The sequence below is a fragment of the Bacillus sp. FJAT-42315 genome (assembly GCF_002797375.1).
Classification (GTDB): Bacteria; Bacillota; Bacilli; order Bacillales; family Domibacillaceae; genus Bacillus_CE.
In genome coordinates, this window is the sequence record NZ_KZ454941.1 from 3,224,799 (window position 1) to 3,246,157 (window position 21,359).

Annotated in this window: 16 protein-coding genes and 5 pseudogenes; 3 read left to right on the top strand and 18 right to left on the bottom strand. The window is 39.7% G+C overall.

Translation table 11 applies throughout. The annotated features are described in order from the left end of the window. The 4 genes and pseudogenes from CEF22_RS18760 to CEF22_RS15765 all read right to left on the bottom strand — a co-directional run. A pseudogene (locus CEF22_RS18760) lies at positions 1 to 204 on the bottom strand (RNA-guided endonuclease InsQ/TnpB family protein); the annotation flags it as partial. Between the two features lie 209 nt (positions 205 to 413). Next, positions 414 to 1,076: pseudogene (locus CEF22_RS15755) on the bottom strand (AraC family transcriptional regulator); the annotation flags it as partial. Between the two features lie 267 nt (positions 1,077 to 1,343). Beyond that, complete coding sequence (locus CEF22_RS15760; RefSeq protein ID WP_100403614.1) at positions 1,344 to 1,877, bottom strand: YehS family protein; 534 nt, start codon at positions 1,875 to 1,877, stop codon at positions 1,344 to 1,346. 100 nt (positions 1,878 to 1,977) lie between these two features. Further along, complete coding sequence (locus CEF22_RS15765) at positions 1,978 to 2,940, bottom strand: tRNA dihydrouridine synthase (RefSeq protein ID WP_198508081.1); 963 nt, start codon at positions 2,938 to 2,940, stop codon at positions 1,978 to 1,980. A gap of 125 nt (positions 2,941 to 3,065) precedes the next feature. Between CEF22_RS15765 and CEF22_RS15770 the strand changes: the two are divergent. Beyond that, positions 3,066 to 3,272: pseudogene (locus tag CEF22_RS15770) on the top strand (ECF transporter S component); the annotation flags it as partial. Positions 3,273 to 3,345: 73 nt separating this feature from the next. Here CEF22_RS15770 and CEF22_RS15775 read toward each other — a convergent pair. The 10 genes and pseudogenes from CEF22_RS15775 to CEF22_RS15825 form a co-directional block, all read right to left on the bottom strand. Continuing rightward, complete coding sequence (locus CEF22_RS15775) at positions 3,346 to 4,869, bottom strand: malate:quinone oxidoreductase (RefSeq protein WP_100404045.1); 1,524 nt, start codon at positions 4,867 to 4,869, stop codon at positions 3,346 to 3,348. Between the two features lie 881 nt (positions 4,870 to 5,750). Further along, positions 5,751 to 5,804, bottom strand: a pseudogene (locus CEF22_RS19180) (cysteine-rich KTR domain-containing protein); the annotation flags it as partial. Continuing rightward, positions 5,805 to 6,416 (bottom strand): M15 family metallopeptidase, encoded by a 612-nt coding sequence (locus CEF22_RS15785; protein ID WP_442857415.1) that lies wholly within the window; start codon positions 6,414 to 6,416, stop codon positions 5,805 to 5,807. Between the two features lie 146 nt (positions 6,417 to 6,562). Then, entirely contained in the window at positions 6,563 to 9,058 is a 2,496-nt protein-coding gene (locus CEF22_RS15790; RefSeq protein WP_100403618.1) for an ABC transporter permease, read from the bottom strand. Continuing rightward, positions 9,055 to 9,732 (bottom strand): ABC transporter ATP-binding protein, encoded by a 678-nt coding sequence (locus CEF22_RS15795; RefSeq protein ID WP_100403619.1) that lies wholly within the window; start codon positions 9,730 to 9,732, stop codon positions 9,055 to 9,057. Before CEF22_RS15795 ends, CEF22_RS15790 begins: the two co-directional genes overlap by 4 nt. A gap of 108 nt (positions 9,733 to 9,840) precedes the next feature. Then, entirely contained in the window at positions 9,841 to 10,761 is a 921-nt protein-coding gene (locus CEF22_RS15800) for a sensor histidine kinase (protein WP_100403620.1), read from the bottom strand. Further along, on the bottom strand, positions 10,761 to 11,438 hold the full coding sequence (locus CEF22_RS15805; RefSeq protein WP_100404046.1) for a response regulator transcription factor: 678 nt from the start codon (positions 11,436 to 11,438) through the stop codon (positions 10,761 to 10,763). Before CEF22_RS15805 ends, CEF22_RS15800 begins: the two co-directional genes overlap by 1 nt. Before the next feature lie 534 nt (positions 11,439 to 11,972). Beyond that, positions 11,973 to 12,356 (bottom strand): aspartyl protease family protein, encoded by a 384-nt coding sequence (locus tag CEF22_RS15815; RefSeq protein ID WP_100403621.1) that lies wholly within the window; start codon positions 12,354 to 12,356, stop codon positions 11,973 to 11,975. Further along, the gene (locus CEF22_RS15820) at positions 12,353 to 12,613 is read right to left on the bottom strand and encodes a hypothetical protein (protein WP_100403622.1); all 261 of its coding nucleotides are present in this window, start codon (positions 12,611 to 12,613) and stop codon (positions 12,353 to 12,355) included. Before CEF22_RS15820 ends, CEF22_RS15815 begins: the two co-directional genes overlap by 4 nt. Before the next feature lie 74 nt (positions 12,614 to 12,687). Next, positions 12,688 to 14,433: a DUF262 domain-containing protein gene (locus CEF22_RS15825; protein ID WP_100403623.1), complete on the bottom strand. Its 1,746-nt coding sequence runs from the start codon at positions 14,431 to 14,433 to the stop codon at positions 12,688 to 12,690. A gap of 132 nt (positions 14,434 to 14,565) precedes the next feature. On the opposite strand from CEF22_RS15825, the pseudogene CEF22_RS15830 reads away from it, so the two are divergent. After that, positions 14,566 to 14,793 (top strand): annotated as a pseudogene (locus CEF22_RS15830) (IS4 family transposase); the annotation flags it as partial. A 53-nt stretch (positions 14,794 to 14,846) separates the two neighbouring features. On the opposite strand, the gene CEF22_RS15835 reads toward CEF22_RS15830, so the two are convergent. From CEF22_RS15835 to CEF22_RS15845, 3 genes are all read right to left on the bottom strand, one after another. Then, positions 14,847 to 15,350: a hypothetical protein gene (locus CEF22_RS15835; protein WP_100403624.1), complete on the bottom strand. Its 504-nt coding sequence runs from the start codon at positions 15,348 to 15,350 to the stop codon at positions 14,847 to 14,849. Positions 15,351 to 15,482: 132 nt separating this feature from the next. Beyond that, complete coding sequence (gene rlmD, locus CEF22_RS15840; RefSeq protein ID WP_100403625.1) at positions 15,483 to 16,856, bottom strand: 23S rRNA (uracil(1939)-C(5))-methyltransferase RlmD; 1,374 nt, start codon at positions 16,854 to 16,856, stop codon at positions 15,483 to 15,485. A 21-nt stretch (positions 16,857 to 16,877) separates the two neighbouring features. Then, complete coding sequence (locus tag CEF22_RS15845) at positions 16,878 to 17,738, bottom strand: DNA-3-methyladenine glycosylase family protein (RefSeq protein WP_100403626.1); 861 nt, start codon at positions 17,736 to 17,738, stop codon at positions 16,878 to 16,880. Between the two features lie 191 nt (positions 17,739 to 17,929). On the opposite strand from CEF22_RS15845, the gene CEF22_RS15850 reads away from it, so the two are divergent. Next, positions 17,930 to 18,979, top strand: coding sequence for a 2,3-butanediol dehydrogenase (locus tag CEF22_RS15850; RefSeq protein WP_100403627.1), 1,050 nt, complete (start codon positions 17,930 to 17,932; stop codon positions 18,977 to 18,979). Between the two features lie 39 nt (positions 18,980 to 19,018). Here CEF22_RS15850 and CEF22_RS15855 read toward each other — a convergent pair whose 3' ends face one another. After that, positions 19,019 to 21,019, bottom strand: coding sequence for a LysM peptidoglycan-binding domain-containing protein (locus CEF22_RS15855; RefSeq protein WP_100403628.1), 2,001 nt, complete (start codon positions 21,017 to 21,019; stop codon positions 19,019 to 19,021). Between the last annotated feature and the right edge of the window lie 340 nt (positions 21,020 to 21,359).

Below are 21,359 nucleotides of genomic sequence, written 5' to 3' on the forward strand. Positions count from 1 at the left end.
GATCGTCTGACTGTGAAGAGGATACAAGCCTTTGAGTTCAGCTTGAAGGTTGCTTTTGTTAATCCACTTGCCGTGAATCCGGTAATAATACCGAGCTAGCTGCACACAGTCATTCCAAATCGTTCCGCAGAGCCGACGTATGTGAAATAACTGTTGAAACGTGGACTGTGGCGCTGAAAAGCCCGTTTTCAACGTTAGATACATGAGATCCCCTCCTTTGTCATCATTATAAAACGAATGTATGTTCCCATAAATGGTAAATGGAAATTTTCATCCTTTTTTCTTTCGACAAAGTTCGGCCGGTCCTCAACGAAACGCTTTTCGGCTGTGCCGAACCGAGATTCATCCCCTCCCTACTCGCTGGACTGTGCCCTTCACGCTCCGTGAGGAAGAGGACTTCTCTCGGATTATGTTAAACGATATTTTAATAAATATTCTGCTGGTCCCATACCTGCATGTCTTCTAAATACGTAAGAAAGTCGATTTCGATTCACGTGATTTTGTTCTGCAAGCGCTGCTATTGTATGACTTTCATAATAGTATTCATGAATATAATTAGATACCCGTTCAAATAAAGTATGTGATTCACAGCTATTTTGCCTATTAACACATAAAAAGACTTCATTCAGTACATCTCGAAACAGCATTTCGGTTTGAAACTTCGAAATACCACCTGGCTGATTATACACATGCCAAAGACGCAAAATTAATTCAATAAGACGAGGAGATTGTCCTGTTGATAATTCAAAATGCTGATGAGAAAAGCTCGACTCTTCTAGTTCGGAGTGACATATACGATATAAAACAAGAATGTATTCCCAGTTAGTTTTACCAAACGTTTTTTGAGCTAGTTTCATTTTTGCACCACCATGCACCACTTTTCCTGGCGAAAGGATATACGGCTTGCCATTAAATGAAAATTGCGTCTTACCTGTAAGCGGAAACACAAATCCAGGAAAAGAATCTGTATAGTCAGCGCTAGGCACACCTGGATCTTTAGCATATCGATATATTCCTTTCACTTGAAAAGGAATGTGTGCAAAATGCTCCGCCAACTGATTCACGTTGAATTTCACATTGTATACCTCATTTCAATAATAGTTTGCAAACTTCTCTATACTAAGTTTTTTCTAATAAACTATTATATATCACTTATAGTGATAATGATTATTATTTTCATGTTGTTAATGGTTTATTTTTTGTTAACAGAACATGAACATACAATTAAGCTAGTTTAAAACGCAATTGGCTTAACTAGAATAGGGTGACCCCCAAAATCGTTAAAAAACGATTTTTAGGGTCACCCTATTCGTTATTGGCTCTTTATCTTCACAAACGATTCCTTATCCTCTATACTTTACAGCTAGTCCCTTTAAGAAATTTCTTGCGTATCTATCACCGCACTCTTTATAATTTTTATGGCCTTCTTTTCTTAATAGAGCGCTTAATTCTCCTTTTGTTACGATGACTCCTACGTCTTCTAATATATCAAGCATATCTTCACTTGTTAATGATAGTGCTATCTTCAATTTTTTTAGAACGAGATTATTAACACTTCCATTACTCTTTAAAGATATTGCTTGTCTATCCGATTGCCCTGGTTTTGGATCTTGTTTTCCTCTTTTAAAAGTAATAAAACCATTCAAAAATGACTCTAACATCACATTATTGCATTTTATTTCGTAATCATTTTCAACTGCATCACGATCATCGTCAAATTCATCATAGTAACTATTTTTTAATTTTGTCAGCATCTTTCGTACTTCTTCTTTTGTTACTTCAACGCCACCAAGTTTAAATATCTCCACCATATCTATATCTTTTATATCTAGAGCATATCTTACTCTAACTAATATATCATTATTGCTTATAGCCATTATTTGTCCTCCTAAAATGTTGGTTGTTTATCCAGCAGTAAAAGCGTATCCTTTAACATGCTTAATAACTTTTTGAAAGTTACATCATTTCCCTGTCCCATTAACATTCTTCCCCAAAGTTATCAAGCAACGCACGCACTTCATCAGTTGATTTCGTGTTCATCAATTGATTTCTTAATTCAGCCGCTCCAGGGAATCCTTTGACATAAATTTTGAAAAAGCGATGAAGCCCTGTGATGGAACGTGGCAGTTCTTCCGCATATTGATCTTGAAGATCAAGCTGCAGTCTTAAAAGATCAAGGTATTCTTTACTGCTATGCTCTTTTGGCTCTTTCTCAAAAGCAAAAGGATTTTTAAAAATACCTCGCCCGATCATAACGCCATCAATACCATATTGTTCAGCAAGCTGTAGTCCAACTTGACGGTCAGGAATGTCTCCATTGATTGTTAGTAGCGTATTTGGTGCGATACGGTCACGTAATTTTTTTATTTCCGGAATTAGCTCCCAATGCGCATCTACTTGGCTCATTTCCTCTCTTGTACGTAAATGAATAGAAAGGTTCGCAATATCTTGTTTTAAAATATGCGTTAGCCACCCCTCCCACTCATTTAACTCCTTATAGCCAAGTCGTGTTTTCACACTGACAGGCAGTTCACCCGCTTTTGCTGCTTGAATAAGTTCTGCCGCAACGTCTGGACGTAGAATAAGGCCACTACCTTTCCCTCTCGATGCCACATTCGGGACAGGGCAGCCCATATTAATATCGATGCCTTTAAACCCTAGCTCTGCCATGCCAATACTCATTTGACGGAAATATTCAGGATTATCCCCCCAAATATGTGCCACCATTGGCTGTTCATCTTCTGTAAAGGTCAAACGGCCACGCACACTTTTGATCCCATCTGGATGACAATAACTATCCGAGTTTGTAAACTCTGTGAAAAATACATCCGGTCGACCGGCTTCACTTACTACGTGACGAAAAACAACATCTGTCACATCTTCCATCGGTGCAAGTACAAAAAATGGTCGTGGTAAATCACGCCAAAAATTATCTATCATTTCAAATTCAAATCCTCTCACTATGGATACAACTTCAAACTCTCAGTCAAAAAATATAAAACCAAATGTTCCACTTCTTTTACACTTATATCATGCTTAATAACTTATATCAAATCATCTTCTAAATGCCTGGCAAAAGAGCCATCGTTTACACACTTGCCATCGTCGCTGCACTGATGATCAAAGTCGTCGGCTACTACTTCGCTGAAGTGATCCTTTACGGCAACTGGATTCAGCCATTCGGCTCCATCCCAGGAAACGTCATGCAAGTCGTCATTGCTGGGATCATCGTTTTACCACTGGCGGGACGATTAAAGGAGATTATTAAATAGGAGACGGCTCCCTCGTCCCACTGAAATAGAAAAGGACTTCCCACAAAAAATGGGAAGTCCTCTTTTATTTCAGTTATGATAATACGCCTTCGCCTTCTGTTTGTGACGGCGAGTGTTGACTTAAACCGAGCGCCTGCTCTGTTGAAGTATGAATTTTGTCAATCAGTTCTGGGTTTTCTAGTAGTGATACGCCATAAGAAGGGATCATCTCTTTAATTTTCGGCTCCCACTCTTTCATGCGATCAGGGAAGCATTTTTTGATGACCTCAAGCATGACGGAAACAGCGGTAGAAGCACCAGGTGAAGCTCCGAGCAAGGCTGCAATCGAGCCGTCAGCCGAGCTAACTACTTCCGTACCAAATTGAAGCGTTCCTTTACCGCCCGCTTCCGTATCTTTAATCACTTGTACACGTTGGCCCGCTACGACAATATCCCAATCTTCACTCTCAGCGTTCGGGATAAATTCACGCAACTCTTCCATACGCTGTTCTTTCGATAACATCAGCTGTTGGATCAAGTATTTTGTCAACGCCATCTCTTTTACTCCTGCCGCCAATAACGTCGTAATATTATGCGGTTTGACAGAAGAGATTAAATCCATGTTTGAACCTGTTTTTAAAAACTTAGGTGAGAAGCCAGCGAACGGCCCAAATAGCAATGATTTTTTGTTGTCGATATAGCGTGTATCAAGATGCGGAACAGACATTGGCGGTGCACCAACTGCAGCTTTTCCGTATACTTTTGCATGATGTTGCTCAACCACTTCTTGATTTTTACATACTAAGAATAATCCGCTGATCGGGAATCCACCAATATGTTTCCCTTCAGGAATACCCGTTTGCTGTAGCAACTGCAAGCTTCCTCCACCAGCTCCAAGGAAGACAAATTTCGCCCTATGGTATGTCATTTTACAACCAACAAGATCATGCACCTTTAATGACCATGAGCCGTCGCTATTGCGTTTAATGCTTTCAACACTATGTTTATATTCGACATCGACATTTTGAGTTTGTAGCTGCTCAAATAACATACGTGTTAAAGCACCGAAGTTAACATCCGTTCCTGAGTCGATTTTCGTTGCTGCAATGCGATCACTTTCTAAACGATCTTGCATAATAAGCGGAATCCATTTCTTCAATGTTTCCGGTTCGTCAGAGAATTCCATCCCTTTGAATAAAGGATTGTTCGCCATTGCTTCAAAACGTTTCTTTAAAAACTTTACATTGTCTTCCCCTTGTACCATACTGATATGAGGTAGCGGCATAATAAAGTCTTGTGGATTATTGATCAACTTGTTATTCACAAGATGAGACCAAAACTGCATTGAAACTTGGAACTGCTCATTTACTTTAATCGCTTTCTTAATATCGATAGATCCGTCTGGCTTTTCAGAAGTATAGTTCAGCTCGCACAGTGCAGCATGCCCCGTTCCTGCATTATTCCATTCATTAGAGCTTTCTTCCCCTGCTTTTTCGAGCTTCTCAAACGCTGTAATTTTCCAATCTGGCACTAATTCTTTCAGAAGCGTTCCCAACGTGGCACTCATGATTCCAGCACCTATTAAGATAACATCTGACTTTTCTTCTCTGTTGCTCATCTTACCCATCCTTATCCCCTCAGATTTGCAGAAAGGATATAGGCGCTCCTATTTAAACGTCACAGCAAGTCAGGGCGCCCTCTAGTCAAACACCTTTTCCGCATCAATTGTAACTTAATTGTAGTATATCATTAATTAATTATAGTATAGCATTATTACTTATAGTATAGCATTATTGTTGATACATTAAAACATCACCATTATAAGTTATTTAACAACTGATGGAAAGAGCGACTCTACCCCCCATACGCTAAACAAAGCGCTCTGCCCTGCTTCCTGTAAGGATTGACGCCTTATTTTGTCGCTATTTATCGCAATTATCCGTAAAATTAATAGTAAATTTTTATTGATATTTGTTTATTAATTTCTGATCAATCGACATTTTTTATATTTAATTTTCAATTGTAGGATAGTTTGATGATTACACAAATGAAATACCTCAAGCAACTGAAACAGCCGCTTGGGATATTTTCCTTATTATTTAACGCACTTCCCTTGTATATTTAACAAGTCTGTGGATACACAGAAGTTACCTCGTCACTCGCTGGCGGCTTTGAATTGCTATGTTATTCTCAGATGAATTATTCCCACTTGAAAAATTTGATAGACAATCCTATACAAATTACTGCGACAATACCCATTATTATAATTGGAAGTAAAACACTATCTATTTCCATTCCAAGAGAGGCTGCTTTTATCAGCTTAATGCCTTGTGTCAGTGGCAAAATATCAGCTATTCTTTGAAGTCCCTCTGGCATCACCTCTATACTATCATCGTAACATCCATTAAAAGTCTGGTGTTATAATGGAGGGTTAGATCATACTCCAAAAATATAGAGAAGATGAGATGAACTTTTACAAAAAAGAAGAGCCAATAACTGTCATATATTCATTAACGTTTCCTGTTTGCACTTCGAACAGAATAGTGGGGAATTTCAATCCAATCCATCTATATATTCCTCAAGACAAACCTTTTGCGTATACATCTCTCTTGCAGCATCTTTCCCGACATATCGGTAATGCCATGGCTCATAAACCGTGCCTGTAATATCTGTTTTATCAGGCGGATAGCGTAAAATAAAACCATAGTGGTATGCGTTTTGGGCAAGCCAATCATAAACTTCGTCGTTCGTTGATTTAGATTGATCAGCGTTTATATCCACAGCAAGTCCTAATTGATGCTCGCTTGTATCCGGTAACGCAACTGCTTCTTTCGCCAACTTACGGGATTCTGCTTTTGAATATCCCTCCGCTCGATATGCTTCTATCTTTTGAGCAAAAAGTGTTTGCTGCTTCTCATGTGTCCTGAATCCAGCTCCTACTACTGGATATACGCCATCTTTTCTGGCATTATCAAACATATCTTGTAGATCGGGATATATTCGGGAATCAACGCGCTCACCATTTGATAAAACAGTTAATTCTATATTGTAATCATCAGGGATGTAAATATCTCGATTTACCAATATTAAGTTCCACCCATTCTCTAATCCAGCCACCTGATGAAATGCCGGAAAAAATCCTTTTACCCCCAAATAGCTGCCCATCAATAGAGAAGCGATAAGCATCCATATAGTAATCTTTTTTATACTGAGAGAACTTTCTAAGTTTTTCATAGTTTCACTCTCCTTACTTGCCAAGACCAAGGTTTCAAGTATCAAAGGCTTGCCCATCATACTACACTCATAAAATTTTATAACCAATCAGTCCTTAGACGTTCTACAACACTTTGTCTACCTGTAAAGCGATAGGCAGCATATGGAACTAAAGAACCTAGCATAAATAATAGCGGGAAGATGATTACCAGTGGCCAGAAAGTAAATTTGAAGTTTAAAAACCAAATCTGATCACATAATGGACGCACGATCAATAGTGAACTTCCAACGCTTAACAAGACGGAAATTACCGCAGTAAATGTGGCATAATAGCATCCCTCTAGGCATAGCATTGCGACAAGCTGCTTTCTAGTCATGCCGATGCTTTGCAGTATGGCCAGTTCTCTGCGACGAATCAAGATACTGGTTAACATGGTATTGATAAAATTCAAAATACCGATGATTCCAATAATGAATGCAATCGTGCCGCCAACCAATACAATGGTATTCTTAATATCCGTAACACCGGCTAAAGTAGTGAGTTTGGATTTATAACTCATTGCTGGCTCAACACTGTTCGTATACTGTTTTAGAAACTGCTCCATATCAGTTTCTTTATCTTGCGTAACATCAAATACATAGCTCATGGCATAAGTATTGCCGGTCAATTCTTTATAAACATCACCCGGAAGAAAGAAGCAGGAATCGACCCAGTCATAAGTATTTGCCTCGTTTGCGATGACATGGCCAAGTACAGTTACTTCATGAATATTACCGTTATAATTCAATTCGACTTTATCCCCAATACTATGATTCATACTGCCCATATCCATATGACCGCGGGAATCTACCCAGACACCTTCTAGAATGTACTTCCCTGTTGCAAGTTTCTCTTTATCTATTTCACCATCCACTAATTTGAGACGCGAAAACGGAAATTCATCCATACCATATATATGTGTGGAAAATGAACCGTCCTGCTGTTGATTGATTGTCTGCTTCGTAGTTTCGCTTATGTATGTCGCTTTACTGCCGTATTGGCGATCACCTGTTTTAAATCCATCCTGTTTTTCTACAGCGCTGATAAAACTTTCGCTAAGCGCACTTTCTGCATTGATTTGGTATTGGAAAAATAAATTGGCCTGACCGATACTAAAATCAGAAACACTGGCATTTTTAAGAGCATTCTCTGCATCCACGCTCTGCGAGAAATTGAAAACCGTATTGGTTAGTACAATGCTAAGCGAAAGACTTAGAATCACTAGAACAGTACGTTTTTTATTTCTCCAAAGATTGGCCCATGCCATCCTTTTTTGAGGGGTTCCATCCTTTGTCTTTTTCTTCTTTTTCTTACCACTGCTTAAATCGGCATCCGTATAACGAACAGCTTCGATTGGGGATACTTTTGCCGCCATTTTTGCTGGCTTTCGGGTGCTAATAAACACAGTAATTAGTGTGAATGCGGCAGCCACTACAAAAATAAGAGGGTTAGGTGATACAATTACCGCGTTCCCTTCGAAACTGGATTGCGCCAGCAGCGTCGGTAGCAGTGCCTTCCCCACAAAAAAGCCGCCACAAAGCCCTAATGGAATACCAATCAACGAAAGTATCCACGCCTGTCGGCAAATGATCGCGTAAAGTTGCCGTCCCGTAGTGCCGATCGTTTTCAGCAGTCCATAAAAGTGCATATCGCGCAAAACGGAAATCTGAAAAATATTATAGATAATCAGATAGCCTGTGAATATAAATAACAGCAAGGCACAAGAAAGTGCGACGATCGTTCCAGCTCCTGTTGTTGTCTGCTTCGACAAATACAGAGGGTTAATTCCTGCATTTATATAGTTGGGTTCGTTCGTATCCATCGAAAATCCGCTGTCTACCACTACCTTCTCCAAGTCTTTTTCAATGTTTTGCGTGCCTGCAAACTTTATAATTCCAGAGATGGTTCCGGTTTCTGCCCGGTCCTGACGGTAGGTGCTTTTCAATTCATCCAAATGAGCTTTCACATAAGCCTGGGAGGCAAGAATCGTACCAGTCTGCACACCAGGATAACTCTTCCACCAACCGGCAAGCACGAAATCACGTGTAACTTTTTTATTGTGAACAGTGAAGTCTAATTTGATATGAGCGCCCAGTTTTTGTGGAACACCAAGCATCTCTAATGTCGTCGTATCCGTGATTATCTCGTTTTCTGCTTGCGGCTTATGCCCACTCGTCGGCTCAACAAACGCATATTTCAACCCAAGATCATCGTAATACCAAAATTCTGTATGCCGCTTGATAAGGGAGTCATTATCCACGCTGTCGGCAAGTTTACGAGAATAAGCGATTTCAGTTATCAAAGGATGACTGCTTATCGTGCGATATTCTGATTCGGTCATATAATTAATACGTGCGTGTCCTTCACCGCCGGACAGAATCATATCGGCACGCTGCATACTATTCACCATACCGGACCCCATGGTCAACAGGCTGGTGAATAAAAACGCAGTTAGGGCAATTGCAATTATAGCGATGATGTTACGCGTTCTGGCAGCATGAAAGCTTTTGACCGCCAATTTTCGGATTATTTTTCTATTTCCTACTCGAATCATATCGCATCACCACCTAAAATTTTCCCATCCTCAATGCGGATAATACTGTCTGCAAGCTGGGCGAGTTCTTCATTATGAGTAATCATGACAATAGTCTGATTGAACCTTTCCCCAGTCACCTTTAGAAGTCCGATCACATCTTGACTAGTCTTGCTATCTAGACTACCTGTCGGCTCATCAGCCAGTACAATAGCGGGCTTTGTGGCTAATGCTCTCGCAATGGCAACTCGTTGTTGCTGTCCGCCAGAAAGCTGGTTTGGCAGGTTTGTCAGCTTGCTTTCAAGTCCAAGCGTCTGGATGATCTGCTCTATATAGTTTTTATCCGGTTTATTACCATCTAACTGGATGGGCAGAACAATGTTTTCATAGACATTCAGCATAGGCATAAGGTTCAAACCTTGGAATATAAAACCGATTTTACGACGGCGGAAAATGGTCAATTCTTCTTCTTTCAGTGCAAAAAGTTCCTTGTCATCTATCGTCACGCTGCCACTAGTTGGACGGTCAAGACCGCCAAGCATGTGAAGAAGAGTAGATTTCCCACTGCCCGATGTACCGACTACAGCAACAAATTCTCCTCTATCCACTGTCAGGCTCACGTTGTCGAGCGCATGAACGGCCGTTGGACCACTTCCATAAATTTTTTTTAATTGCTTTGCTTCTAATATAGTCATGATAGCTTCCTCCATAAGAAAAATCTGTATCACATTTTTACGTGATACAGACAGAATAACAAAACAATCTTTCTACATTCTTTCAGGATTCTAACAGTTTTGAAAGATTCACCTTTTCTCAGTCGGAAGGAAAATGGAAAAGATAGAACCTCGTTCTAGTGCTCCAGAGACTTTGATATACCCACCGCCGTCCGAGAGAATCTCTCGCGTCAGAAATAAGCCAAGTCCCACACCTTCCTGACCACTGACATTAGATGAACGATAAAAGCGAGAGAATATTTTCTCCTGCTCATTCTCTGCAATTCCGATGCCCTGATCGATGACATCGATCCGAAAAAACAAATTATATGGTATGGAACGGATTGTGACAGTACTTTGACGAGGAGAATATTTTACTGCGTTGTCGAGGACATTACAAATTGCTTCAACGGTCCATTTGGAGTCATAATAGACCGTGCCATTTATCAATTCAATTTCAATGGTCATCTCTTTTTCTTCTGCTTTGGGCCGAATTTGGGCAATAACGGCATTAAGCAGCGCCTGCATGGTGCCCTTTTGAGGATTGACGGTAATAATCCCGCTTTCCAGACGAGAGACCTTCACTAAAGATAGCATTAGAAAATCAAGTTTTTCGGCCTGGGTAGCCAGCGCTTTTGCACATACAGCACTGTCCTCGGGTAAGTCATGTTCCATAAGAATCTGTGAATAAAGTAGCATATTGGCAACAGGTGTCTTCGTTTGATGGGAGATGTCAGAAATCAAGCACTTAATATTTTCTTTTTCCATAGTCAGATTTTTGGAGGACACCGCACAGGATGATAAAAAACGAGACATTTTTGCTTCCACCGCCGACAGAGCAGATTCGTCAAAAGTATTAGCAGTGAAACTACCATCTATGGCGCTGTCCAGCATATGAATCAGGGAATTCATGATTTGCTTCATTTTTCTACGGTACAATAAAATGATCGGAATGACGATAACCACCACAGTGACCGCAACAATTCCGATTATTAAAATCCACTTATCCATTATCTCACCGACCAAGTGTAGCCAATACCGTATATGGTTTTAATATATACAGGTGAGGAAGGTGTGTCCTCCAGCTTATCGCGCAAACGCTTCACAGTAACCGAGAGGGCGTTTTCATCTACATACTCGGCACCATCTGTCCAGATGGCATCCACCAACTGCGATCTCGTCAAGGAATGTCCTCTGTTTTCAATCAAAATACGAAGCAGCTTTTGCTCAGTTTTGCTCAATTCAATGGGAATGTTATTTTTACAAAACTCCATTTTTGCGAAGGAGAACGAAAAGTCATCAATCAATATTGGATCGACAGGGATAGGCGCAGCGCTTCGGAGTCTGGCGGCCACCCTGGCCCGCAAAATCATCAAACTGAATGGCTTCGTGATATAATCATCCGCTCCTAGTTCAAGACCAGTGACCACATCTGTTTCCAAATCATTGGCGGTAAGAATGATCACCGGAACAGCCGAGTGCCTGCGTAACTCTTTCAAGAAATCCAGTCCATTCCCATCTGGTAGATTGATATCCAAAATGATAAGGTCAAAGACCGATTTTTCGGTCTCTTGCCATGCAGAATGCAGATCCTGCGCCTGTACAAAGGTAAATTCACTGTCTTTTAAGGCGAGCACAATACCGTTCGCTAAGGACAAATCATCTTCAATAATCAATATTCGTTTCATTTGCGGTTTCCTCCCTTGACTAATTATCTTTATATCGTCCATCTTTAGATTTTTCCGCCTCTTTTGGAATTAGCCACATACGGCTAGTATGCGGTTTTCTTCGCAAAGTTTTTGTACGCGTCGTTCTGAAATACCCCACTTTCTTGCGGCTTTTGGGGCTGAAATGCATTCCATATATTCACTGTCCTTGCTATTGCATTTCATTATAATTATATACGGACAGCCGAATCTATCTATAAATAATACGCTATGATAAGAAAAAAGGAGTACCATTTTCACAGCACCCCTTTGATTCTCACTCTTTATTTTCTTGTATCCTCACACTCTATATCAACCACCACAGAAACATTAATATAGTTTTTAATTACCTTATCTCTGATTTTATCCCCTTCTCCAGTGAAGACAATATGTTTAAAAAAATGCCTAAAACAAAGGGTTTCTACGTATCAGCTCGTTGTATCAACACAATAGTCTCCACATAGCTGGGGGGTGATGGCAGACATACTGAAAAGATGTAGTAGTGTTTACCTTAACCTAGTTTTTTCGCACTTCCATACTTTCAAAGTCGATGATTAATTTATTTGCAAGAAAAAAATCACTGCCGATGATCCCGTCAAATCCATGCATTTCTCTAACATCGCCAAGCTGTATAGTAAAATCATTTAGTTGAACTTTACCGATCATTATGCCGCTAACTTTTTGTTCAATACAGATTTCGGTCCCTCCAATTCCATACATTTTTCGTGTAATGGCATTCTCTAAATCGAGCATCAGCCCGATATCTTCACACAAATCTGTATCTAAAATAGTTGAAGAGCAGCCTGTATCAAGCAGTACGCTATTAAATGCCTTTTGCATTCCATTGTATTGAATCTCAACTGAAACAAGAGGCAAGTGTTCATCCATTGAAAATCTCATAAGTTTCTTCGTACCCCTATATACGGTTGCTCAATTACCTTTATTTCTTCATTATTTGTATGAAAGATATATAGTTCGCGATGTTGATTTTCTGCATGTAGTTTCTTATACACTTTCCATGCTAAATTACCATTCTCAAAGTCATCAATCACTGACATTTCCTCAATGATTCTTTCTCTTCCTCTTGTTTCTGATTTTATTGCTTCCACTAAGACACAACGTTCCGGGAAATGCTGGCGTACTTCAGACCATTTCATTCACATGCGCCTCCGATTCATTAGTGATGTATTTATTATATCAATACAATTATAGAATTTATCAGACGTAGCATCTACTTTCTAAGTTCTGATTTCAATTTCTGAATCAATAATTTTTCACGTTCCTCCAGGAATACATCAAAGTTTTTAAAATCAAAGCTCACATTGGGCACATAATGTTTTTGCTTATAATCCACTAATTCTCCAGCAGGAATTTTTTCATTTAACCATTTACTGAAATCCATCGCTTTTTTCTCAATATTAGGTATTTCCTCAAGCAATTGTAAGTTGCCGAGATAATTGCAATTCGCTTTAAAATCACTAATCTTTTCATCTGGAACACCGTAAGACTTTAATCTTTTGTCCGTAAATTTACTTTTCGGAAACATATGATCCACATGGAAGTTATGTTTTAAATCTGCCCAAGGATATAAAATCGAAAGAATGACCAATGTTTCTCCATGATTATACTTGGAGTAAAGTAGATTTTCGATGTCATCATCTGTAAACTGTAGAGCACGATTTGTCCCTTTGAACTGTGCAAAAATTGCATCGATCGGGAAACCATTTGATGATTGCCTTTTAATAACTTCCCTCATTGGTTTCAACGCTCCATCTGGCGCAAAACTGAACACTCTTTTTAATAGTGCCGAGATAAACCATAATTTAATATTCTTTCTATCTTCAATTTTTGACGTGGACGTTTCAAAGTTATTAGGCAATCCAATCGTCTTCAAATAGTAAGCTACTGGGATCATCAAGTTATTAGAAGTCATATTTTCTCTACTAAACCCAAAACTGCTTATTAAGACAAGTGCGTCACGAATTGCTTTTTTAATGGTATCCCACTCTTTTTCAATCAACAGCATATTCGTTCGATTGAAATTATCTACCTTAAATGAAATATCCGACATATCACAAAGGACTAAACACGCTTTCAACACAATGTCCTTACTAATTTTAAAACCTCGCCCGATTTGGTTAATTTCATCGACAAATTCATTGATTTCTTCACGTGCATCTCTCGTTTCCCACTGAGCTGTTGCAAATGAAAGAAGTAAATCGGAGTAGCTAAGTGTCGTCCCACCACTGTTTACGCGAATAAAAATATTTAAGACTTTATCAAGTTCTGTACTTTGTTCAAGATAGTAACTAATAATCTTATTTACATGAATGACTGAGTGTAGCTTATAAAGTACTTTGTTTGCATATTTCGCCTTTTCTTTATCAGGATTGGAAGATAGCCCAGCTTCAATCATATAATTCATAACATCATATTGTTCCTTTAAGTCCAACATTTTACCAACCGGAAACCAATGATGATCTGCATCATTTTTTGTGGCTTCTGCATCTGTCAAAAATTCAAATTCATATTCATATGAAATATCCTCTGGTGCACCTAATAAGTTGAGATATAATTTTTTCTTTGGATATGCTAGCGGATTATCCCACTTTTTATAAGCTAGTTTATTAGCATACGTACCTTTAAGCGCTATGTACAAAGATGTCAATCGCTGCTGTCCATCAAGAACAGCCATCACATCATCGCTACCATTTATATCTGCCTTCGGATTATGACGATTGTCTCTTTGATGATAATCTCGAAGAAATTCATAAAATTTAAATTCGGAAGCTTTTTCTTTAGGGATTTTCCAAAAAAGAAACGAACTAATTGGGTAATCCCTCATTAAGCTATCAAAAAGCATCGTAATCTGTTCGGAACTCCAGACAAACTCCCGCTGGATTGATGGTAACAAATACTTTTTTGAATGGATATCGTTTATTACTTCACCTATGGTGAGTGGTGTTTGAAATGACATAGTTCTTCCCCCTAATACAATTAATCTATTTCATATCCAAATTTTTTTAAGAGATTCTTAACACTAGTGTTTGATTAATTAAACTATTAAAAATATTAAAAATGTTATATAAAGTTATTTTGTGCAGATTGTTGTCTTTTTGATGACCAACTCCAACAAGCAATCGACCTTGATTCAATTAATATTTCACAGCTGTCACGGCGCTTAAATGGGATGAACCCAGATCTATTTCAAAGGCTATTTCTTGATTTAGTCTCACAAATCTATGCCAAAACATACGATACAAAGCTTATTATGCCGTTAAAAATCATCGATTCAAGCACATTACCACTTAATTTAACTAACCATAAGTCGGCAAAATCTTCATGTAGTAGTATTACGAGCTCTTTCTAATAAAGTTTCCAATCGAAACTTTATAATCTACTCATCCAATCACGATCAACACGAATGGTATTAGAAATATCCTCAATTTTATCGGCTCGATCACTTCCGTAAAGCTGCAAGTATTTATGGTTTTTGATGTACAGTACATTCAATCTTTTTGCCCCATTAGAATCAACTTGAATATTAATGCACTTTCCAACTTGGTCAGCATCAGCTAGTACTACTTCATAGCGATCCGTTGTTCCTTTCATCGCTGAACAGATGAAAGCAAAGCGTACATCCTTTCCTTCTTCCAATAAACTTCTTATTTCTTGAATTTCAGCCTCTGTAAAAGTAAAATTCCAATTAATGCGATCTAAATTGTTCACGTTCTTTAATCGATACTTGGCGTAAATGTAATAACTTCCACGATTTGTATCGATCTGATAAATATTTCTCTTTTCACTTTCTCCAACCAGAATAGGTGGATTACCTGAATTGACTAGAACAGATAATAAGGCCCCATATTGAAAATCCACTTTCCTTACTTGCATATGATCCTCCTCTTCCATTAATGAAACTTTTTTACCATTACATTTTTAATATTACTATATTTTCCACACAGGAACTAATAGTTTTATTCCAAAATAAAAAAGCAGATACCCAATAAAAGTATCTGCCTAAAATTAATTCAATTCTAATTTCGCCACCGACTCCACATGAGTAGTCATCGGAAACATATCCACTGGCTGCACTTCCACCGTCTTATACCCACCATCTTCTAAAATCCTTAAATCCCGTGCCAATGTCGCAGGATTACATGAAACGTAAACGACTTTCTTCGGTTTCATATCGATGATGGTTTGTAGTAGGGCTTCATCACAGCCTTTTCTCGGCGGATCAACAACGAGGACATCGGCGGTAATACCTTGTTTGTACCAATCGGGGATGACGGTTTCGGCTTCTCCGACGGCGAATTCGACGTTGGTGATGCCGTTTAGTTCGGCGTTACGGTTGGCGTCTTCGATGGCTTCAGGGACGATTTCTACGCCGTATACTTTTTTTGCTTTTTGGGCTAGGAATAAGGAAATTGTTCCGATGCCGCAGTAGGCGTCGATGACTTGTTCTTCTCCAGTTAAGTTGGCGTATTCTAGCGCTTTGTCGTAAAGTACTTTCGTTTGTTCTGGGTTGACTTGGTAAAAAGATCTTGCTGAGATGGCGAATTTAATGTCACCGATGTAGTCGTAAATGACTTCGTTGCCCCACAGAACTTTTGTTGTGTCGCCAAGGATGACGTTTGTTTTTTTCGAGTTGATGCTTTGGATGATCGAGGTGACACCGTCGATTTGTTCGGTGATTTCTTCGATGATCGCACTTTTATTTGGGAAGTCTTCTGTACGTGTGACTAACACAACCATGACTTCTCCGGTGATTTTGCCGTAGCGGGCCATGATGTGACGGAGCGTGCCTTTATGCTTCGTTTCGTCATAGGCTTTGATGCCGTAGCGGTCACAAATAGCTTTTACTTTTTGGATGACTTCATCACTTTTTTCATGCTGGATGAGGCATTGTTCCATGTTGATGATGGAATGGCTTCGTTTTTGGTAAAATCCCGCGACTAAGCCGCCGTTTTCTTCACCGACTGGCACTTGGGCTTTGTTGCGGTAGCGCCATGGGTCATTTGCGCCGAGTACGGGGTGAATCGTTACATCTTCTAGTTTGCCGATTCGCTCTATTACGTCACGCACTTGTTTTTCCTTTGCCTGTAGCTGACCTTCGTAAGATAAATGTTGCAACTGACAGCCGCCGCATTGCGAATAGATCGGGCAGTCCGGTTCTTGTCTAAATGGGCTTGTTTCTTTTAATTCGATTAAGCGGCCAAAGCCGTAGCCTTTGTTTAATTTCGTTGCTTGAATGCTTCCTTTTTCGCCAGGCAGTGCACCTGCCACAAATAATGGATAACCTTCAATTTTTGCGACGGCTTGCCCGTCATGGGTTAAGTCTTCGAATACAACATCAATGATTTCGTTTTTTTGCACAGGGGCTTGAATTTTTGCCACGATTCTAAATCTCCCTTTTATTTATTCAATGCTTCTCCATAAATATAATGAAGCATAGCTTAAGTATGGTTCCCAATTTTGACTGTATTTATCCATTTCGTCTAAAGTTGGTTTTTTGTCTAGTTGATAAAGCTTTTGGACCGCTTTTTGTAGGCCGATATCTGCTTTTGGAAACAGATTATCTCGACCGAGTGCGAACATTAAGAAGTTTTGTGCTGTCCATGGTCCGACGCCTCTAATTTTCACAAGCGTACGAACGACCTCTTCATCGCTCAATGTTTCTAATTCATGCAGCTTCAATTCGTTTTCTACGATCAATTGTGAAAGACCGACTAAATACTCTGCTTTTCGCTGGCTGAACTGGAGAGAGCGCAATTCTTCAATAGAAATTTGGGCTACTGTTTCGGGGCTTGGATAAAACCAAACGCCATCATGTTCATAACCATATGCATGCACAAAGCGCTCGGTTAATGTATGAGCAAATTTCAAATTAAGTTGTTGATGAACAATGCATTTAACGAGGCAGGCATACGGGGAAAAATCTAATACTCTAGGTGTGCCTTTTCGCTCGTTAAAAATCTCTCTTAAGTCGGTTGCTTGAAAATGTTCGTGAATAGCAGTAAGTGGGGCATGCCATTGAAAAATCCGTGCAACTTCGGCTAGAACAATCTCTTTTGTTTCTTCCTGACTGCCGCTGACTTCAAACGCAGGCTCGTTACTTGTACCGATCCCTTTAACCACTACTACTTCATTCGTTTCATAAATAGGCAAGCGAACAGAGCGTTTTTCTACATTAATCAAATGAAGCGGATCGATAGCGAGACGATCAAGAGCTTGGTCGAAATCGTACACATTTTCTAGCTTAATAGTTTCTTTCCACACGCTTAGCCCCCCATTCGAATGTTCACATCTCACCATTATAACACGACTATCCCCTCGACAAAATCAGCTATTTTCCCACACAAATAAATACACAAAATTTTTACAGAACTGTAACAAAATCTCCCCTTTTCACAAACCAAATGATGGTAAGATAAAGAAGTAGGACAAATTACATAGCTGGAGGGTTTTTTATGAAAAGTGCACGTTGGTATAAAGCAAAAGATATTCGTGTGGAGAACGTGGAAGAACCTCAAATTACAACAGGAAAAGTAAAAATTAAAGTAGAGTGGGCAGGTATTTGTGGAAGCGATTTACACGAATATGCGGCTGGTCCGATTTTCATTCCAGTAGACGCTCCTCATCCTATCAGTAAAGATATCGCACCGATTATTATGGGGCATGAATTTTCTGGTACAGTCGTTGAAGTTGGTGACGGTGTAACGAAAGTAAACGTTGGCGATCCAGTCGTTGTAGAACCAATTCTTTCATGTGGAGAATGTGGTCCTTGTAAAAAAGGGAAATACAATCTTTGTGATGGCTTAGGCTTCCACGGTTTATCAGGCGGAGGCGGCGGTTTCGCTGAATATACAATGGTCGATGAGCACATGGTGCATAAAATGCCAGAAGGATTATCTTTTGAACAAGGTGCTCTTGTAGAACCAGCAGCAGTGGCACTTCATTCCGTTCGTTTGAGCAAGTTAAAAGCGGGAGATACAGCTGTTGTATTCGGTACAGGCCCAATCGGTTTATTAGTGATTGAAGCGTTAAAAGCAGCCGGTGCTTCTGAAATTTATGCGGTTGAGCTTTCTCCAGAGCGTATCGCTAAAGCAGAAGAGCTTGGAGCAATCGTTGTGAATCCTGCGGAAGTGGATGCAGTGGCGAAATTGAAAGAGCTATCTGACGGTGGCGTTGACGTAGCATTTGAAGTCACTGGTGTACCAGTTGTTCTTCAACAAGCGATTGATTGCACAAACTTCGAAGGTGAAACAATTATCGTCAGCATCTGGGAAAGTGGCGCAGAGATCCAACCAAATAATATTGTCCTAAAAGAAAAAACAGTGAAAGGGATCATCGCTTACCGTGACATCTTCCCTGCTGTAATGGAGCTTATGAAACAAGGCTACTTCCAAGCAGAGCAACTTGTTACAAAGCGCATTCAATTAGATGACATCGTGACAGAAGGCTTCGATGCCCTCATGAAAGAAAAGAATCAAGTGAAAATTTTAGTAAAACCAGAATAATAGTTAACAAGCGGCGAGAGCTATTCTCGCCGCTTTTATTTAAATTTGCGCTACACTAATTAACGCGGGACGGTGATTGTCGCTGCCTGTTGTATAAGTAAGAACGACCTGTTGCCCATCTTCGTACTGATAGCTGTGAGACGACCCGTAAGAAACTTCTAACGCTTGATGGGTACCATCGATCAGCACTTCGATGGACGTATTATCAATCGCCCCAACGATGATCCCTTGGCTTCTCTTTATATGATCTGAAGGGATCTGCAAGTTTGCTCCAATGATAGCTATTGGATATTCCAACTGATTTAACGTCATTAACTCACTTACTTCTGTATCGAATCGTTCCGCAAGAGAATACAGTGTATCTCCCGCTTTTATTTGATACATCACAGTGGATGATTGAGCTGAAGACACTTTTTCTACTAAAATATTAGATTTTTTGGCTAAAAGTGATAAAGATTCTCCATTTTTGCCGATAATAGTATTAGAGGAAGCCTTTTTTGGCTTTTTGTTTACCTTTTGGCCGGGTATTTTGCCTGGCTCTTTTTTATTTGTATAGATGATTAATTTTTGACCAATCGTTAACGCATCAGTTGTTAACTTGTTATCTTTTTTGATTTGTTCAATCGTTGTTCCGTACTTGTTGGCAATCTTCCACAGACTATCTCCCGGTTTCACGATATATGTCACGCTCGAACCAGTTGTCGGCGGCTTCGGCTTCTCTACTGGCTTTTGACCAGGGCCTGGTTTAGACGGTGTTCCTTTTTGGTTAATGATTAGTTTTTGACCGATCGTTAACGCATCAGTTGTTAACTTGTTATCTTTTTTGATTTGTTCAATCGTTGTTCCGTACTTGTTGGCAATCTTCCACAGACTATCTCCCGGTTTCACGATATATGTCACGCTCGAACCAGTTGTCGGCGGCTTTGGCTTTTCCACTGGCTTTTGACCAGGGCCTGGTTTAGACGGTGTTCCTTTTTGGTTAATGATTAGTTTTTGACCGATCGTTAACGCATCAGTTGTTAATTTGTTATCTTTCTTTATTTGCGTGATCGTCGTTCCGTACTTGTTGGCAATCTTCCACAGACTATCTCCCGATTTCACGATATATGTCACGCTCGAACCAGTTGTCGGCGGCTTCGGCTTCTCTACTGGCTTTTGACCAGGGCCTGGTTTAGACGGTGTTCCTTTTTGGTTAATGATTAGTTTTTGACCGATTGTTAACGCATCAGTTGTTAACTTGTTATCTTTCTTTATTTGCGCGATCGTCGTACCGTACTTGTTGGCAATCTTCCACAGGCTATCTCCCGATTTCACGATATATGTCACACCAGAACCCGTTGTTGGCGGCTTCGGCTTCTCCACTGGCTTTTGACCAGGACTCGGCTTAGATGGCGTGCTTTTTTGGTTAATGATTAGTTTTTGACCAATCGTTAACGCATCAGATGTTAACTTGTTGTCCTTCTTTATTTGTACGATCGTCGTTCCGTACTTGTTGGCGATCTTCCACAGGCTATCTCCCGATTTTACGATATGAATGACTGAACCATTTTTCTCTGTAGCAGCTACTGGCGAGTTCGCTATTGTTACTTTCGACGAGACAGAATGCGCTTCATTTTCTGCCAATTTGACTGATTGTTCAACTGTTTGATTAGCCTTCACGTTCGCCATATTGTTGTCACCGTTGGCATTGTCTTCTTCCATCGCTTTCAAATGAAGCGGCTGCCCCTTTTCGTCGAGGGTTGGAACTGTGATTTGCTGTCCAATGTGCAACGTGTCCGAGGTGAAACCATTTTTGCTTTTTAGCTGTTCAACGGAGACTTGATATTTTTTCGCTAAGGAGTAAATGGTATCCCCTTTTTTCACCGTGTAGGAGGTCGCACAGTCGCAAGCATTGGCTTGTTCCGGCTGCCCAAACATCGAGACAGCGGTGAGTGAAACAGCTAAAGTCGCACCCATCCATTTAGAATTTCGCTGATAAGCTTTCATTTTCTTTAATTTAGCAATTCTTTCTTGGCGAGTTTCCATTCGATTGTTTTCCATGCTCTTCTCTCCATTTGTTATTTTTCAAAAAGAGAACATTGAAAAATTGAACTTCATCTCAATATTCCCCCACAAAAGGAAATATTACATCTAAATAGAAAAAACGACAAATTCGTGAAAATAGCCATATGAGCGTAAAACATATATCTAAAATCCTACAATAGTGGTTCATAATGAGTCTATGTTTCTAATGAATGAACACATCCGTTACGCAATAAAATCAATATAAAACAAGATATATAAAGTATTTCAGTAGGTATAAAGGGTGATTAAGTAAATTTCAACCAGAGCCTAGATTGATGAAGATTTAGGCAAAAGCGATTAATTTCATCCATGCAGT

Bases quoted from the DNA above. Each gene is read 5' to 3' on its own strand.
- CEF22_RS15820 (WP_100403622.1), bottom strand. From the start codon at position 12,613: ATGAAATGGTCTGAAGTACGCCAGCATTTCCCGGAACGTTGTGTCTTA.
- CEF22_RS15760 (WP_100403614.1), bottom strand. From the start codon at position 1,877: ATGGCTATAAGCAATAATGATATATTAGTTAGAGTAAGATATGCTCTA.
- CEF22_RS15855 (WP_100403628.1), bottom strand. From the start codon at position 21,019: ATGGAAAACAATCGAATGGAAACTCGCCAAGAAAGAATTGCTAAATTA.
- CEF22_RS15790 (WP_100403618.1), bottom strand. From the start codon at position 9,058: ATGATTCGAGTAGGAAATAGAAAAATAATCCGAAAATTGGCGGTCAAA.
- CEF22_RS15765 (WP_198508081.1), bottom strand. From the start codon at position 2,940: ATGATAGATAATTTTTGGCGTGATTTACCACGACCATTTTTTGTACTT.
- CEF22_RS15785 (WP_442857415.1), bottom strand. From the start codon at position 6,416: ATGGGCAGCTATTTGGGGGTAAAAGGATTTTTTCCGGCATTTCATCAG.
- CEF22_RS15850 (WP_100403627.1), top strand. From the start codon at position 17,930: ATGAAAAGTGCACGTTGGTATAAAGCAAAAGATATTCGTGTGGAGAAC.
- CEF22_RS15815 (WP_100403621.1), bottom strand. From the start codon at position 12,356: ATGAGATTTTCAATGGATGAACACTTGCCTCTTGTTTCAGTTGAGATT.
- CEF22_RS15805 (WP_100404046.1), bottom strand. From the start codon at position 11,438: ATGAAACGAATATTGATTATTGAAGATGATTTGTCCTTAGCGAACGGT.
- CEF22_RS15825 (WP_100403623.1), bottom strand. From the start codon at position 14,433: ATGTCATTTCAAACACCACTCACCATAGGTGAAGTAATAAACGATATC.
- CEF22_RS15835 (WP_100403624.1), bottom strand. From the start codon at position 15,350: ATGCAAGTAAGGAAAGTGGATTTTCAATATGGGGCCTTATTATCTGTT.
- CEF22_RS15795 (WP_100403619.1), bottom strand. From the start codon at position 9,732: ATGACTATATTAGAAGCAAAGCAATTAAAAAAAATTTATGGAAGTGGT.
- CEF22_RS15775 (WP_100404045.1), bottom strand. From the start codon at position 4,869: ATGAGCAACAGAGAAGAAAAGTCAGATGTTATCTTAATAGGTGCTGGA.
- CEF22_RS15800 (WP_100403620.1), bottom strand. From the start codon at position 10,761: ATGGATAAGTGGATTTTAATAATCGGAATTGTTGCGGTCACTGTGGTG.